This is a genomic window from Pseudomonas sp. SDO55104_S430 (assembly GCF_054070595.1).
In genome coordinates, this window is record NZ_JBSVXG010000409.1 from 1 (window position 1) to 2,611 (window position 2,611).

Annotated in this window: 1 protein-coding gene and 2 pseudogenes; 2 read left to right on the forward strand and 1 reads right to left on the reverse strand. The window is 59.3% G+C overall.

Annotated elements, in window-relative coordinates; genetic code table 11:
- Positions 1-241 precede the first annotated feature (241 nt).
- Positions 242-673, reverse strand: a complete 432-nt coding sequence (locus ACW9JE_RS30170; protein ID WP_457434843.1) for a nuclear transport factor 2 family protein — start codon at positions 671-673, stop codon at positions 242-244.
- A gap of 278 nt (positions 674-951) precedes the next feature.
- Here ACW9JE_RS30170 and ACW9JE_RS30175 point away from each other — a divergent pair.
- Positions 952-1,647 (forward strand): annotated as a pseudogene (locus tag ACW9JE_RS30175) (HAMP domain-containing protein); the annotation flags it as partial.
- A gap of 261 nt (positions 1,648-1,908) precedes the next feature.
- Positions 1,909-2,505: pseudogene (locus ACW9JE_RS30180) on the forward strand (methyl-accepting chemotaxis protein); the annotation flags it as partial.
- Positions 2,506-2,611 lie beyond the last annotated feature (106 nt).

The following is a 2,611-nucleotide window of genomic DNA, read 5'->3' on the forward strand; positions in this document are numbered from 1 at the left end:
TCAGTCGAAGCAAATGTTGACTGACCCGACGCCTTCGCGAGCAAGCCCGCTCCCACAGGGATTTGTGTCGTTCACAATTCCGGCATCTGTACACCAAACCCGTAGGAGCGAGGCTTGCCCGCGAAGAGGCCCGCACATCCAACATCAATGCTGTCTGACCAGACGCCTTCGCAGGCAAGCCTTGCTCCTACAGGGGTTGTGTCGTTCACAAATTCGGCGGCTGAGCGCAGAAACTATGGGTTCAGAATTTATAGGCCTGTCGTCCTACAAGTAGCCATTTCCCACCCTGTTTCTGCCAGATCTGGAAGTTCTCGATCTCGGTCGGCACCACATCGTTACCCTTGATCGCCTGCGCCGAGAAGTGGTGGCGGACCAGCGCTACGTCACCGGAAACGGTGATGGTCTGGTTCTGCATTTCCAGGGTTTTGAACGCGCTTTTCCCCGTTTCGATATCTTCGATGAACGCCTTCTTGTCCTGAATCTTTCCGCTGGAATGCCCGTACGTCAGGTTGTCGGCGGTCAGGGCCTGTAGCTGCGCGATGTTCTTGTGCAGCATCGCGTCGGTCAGATGATCGACAGCCTGGGCAACATCCTTGTCACTGGTGGAAGGGGCGGCGGCGACGTAGCCGCTGAACAGGCAGAGAAAACCAACCAGCACTTTGACTCTTTTCATGGGTATTTCCTTGTTGTTGTAAGTCGTCGTACAACCTAGCAGGTTTTCTCTGAAATGGAAGACGGGGCAAAGGGGATCGGTCTGAAACCACGACTACCGCACGTCGTAAAACCCGCTATAACCGGATGCAGGCTTTCAACAACCGCAAATGCTCGCCGATAACCCTTTCAGCAATGGGCTTGCGTCATTCGAAAACGTGCGAAAAGAGGAACCACAGAGTGTCCATAAAACTGCGTTTACTGTTGCTGATCGGGACCGGCGTGCTCACCGCGTTGATCATGGGGCTGGTGAGTTACCTGGGGAATGGCCAGATGGCACAGGCGGTGCAGGACAATGACGTCAGCATGTCCGCGCTGCGCAATCATCTGGAAGCCGACATGATGCACGACGCCCTGCGCGCCGACGTGCTCTCGGCGATGCTGGTGGGATTGGATAAAAGCACCAGCAGCAAGGCCGATGTGCGCGGTTCTCTGGAGGAGCACGCCGCGCATTTTCGGCAGATGCTCGGAGACAATCTGAAGCTGCCGGTCAACGACACCCTCAAGACCGCGCTGAACCAGATCAAACCGAGCCTGGACACCTACATCGGCGCGGCCGAGCGCATTGTCGGGCTGGCGTTGGAAAATCCTGACGCCGCGGAAAAGGAATTGAGCGCCTTCAACGCCACGTTCAGCCAACTGGAAGACCAGATGGCGGCGCTCAGCGAGCTGATTGAAACCAACACGCAGCACACCAGCCAAGGCACGGCGCAGGCCGTCAGCAATGCCAATCTCACCGTCGGCTCGGTGCTCATTGCCAGCCTGTTGTTGCTGCTGGTGCTGGGTCGCTCGGCCATCGTCAGCATCATGGGGCCGTTGCAGACCGCCAGTCGCATCGCCGACAGCATCGCCCACGGCAACCTCAGCGAGCCGATCACCGAGACTCAACGCAACGACGAAGCCGGGCAACTGATCCGCAGCCTCGCCACCATGCAGCGTGACCTGCGCGGCATGATCGAAGTGGTGCGCAGCAACGCCCATGGTGTCAGTGGCATGAGCGAATTGCTGAGCAACGGTTGCCATGAAGTCGCTGGCAGCAGTCAGCAGCAGAGCGCAGCCGCCAGCACCATGGCCGCGGCCGCCAGCGAAATGACCGCGAGTATCGAAGAGATTACCCGGCACGCCGAGCGCGCTCTGGACATGGCCAATCAGGCCGAAACCCTGGCCAAGGATGGCGGCCGGGTGATCCATCAAGTGGTCAACGACATGGACGGCATCGCCCGTTCCGCGCAGCAGTCGGCCCAGGTGATCCGCACCCTGGACAAGGAATCCGAGGGGATTTTCAGCATCATCCAAGTGATCAAAGGCATCGCCGATCAAACTAACCTGCTGGCACTGAACGCCGCCATCGAAGCTGCCCGAGCGGGCGAGCAGGGCCGCGGTTTCGCCGTGGTGGCCGACGAAGTGCGCAGCCTGGCCGGCCGCACCAGCGCCTCCACCCAGGAAATCGCCGCCATGGTCTCGCGCATCCAGCAAAACACCCGCGAAGCGGTGACCAGCATGGAGGCGGGCGTGGCCCAGGTCGACAAAGGCATGGCCGTCACCGCCGAAGTCGAACGCGCCATCCGCGAAATCCTCGACGCCACCCTCAACACCACGCAACTGGTCAACGACATCAGCCGCACCATCGGCGAACAGAGCCTGGCCAGCAACGAAATTGCCCATCAGGTGGAGATGATTGCGGGGATGTCGGAGGGCAACAGCAAGGTGATCGGGGAGACGGCTTCGACAACGGATGAGTTGTCGAGTCTGGCGGGGAGGTTGTCGCAGTCGGTGGATCGGTTCAGGCTTTGAGATTGATGTACAGGCGGTGGGATTCTCGTTGAATGGTACGGCCTCTTCGCGGGGAGTGTCAGAAATTTTGTGTTCGGGCATAACATGAGTAAGAGGTGCATGTATG

Coding starts and splice junctions, on each gene's coding strand:
- ACW9JE_RS30170 (WP_457434843.1), bottom strand. CDS start 673: ATGAAAAGAGTCAAAGTGCTGGTTGGTTTTCTCTGCCTGTTCAGCGGC.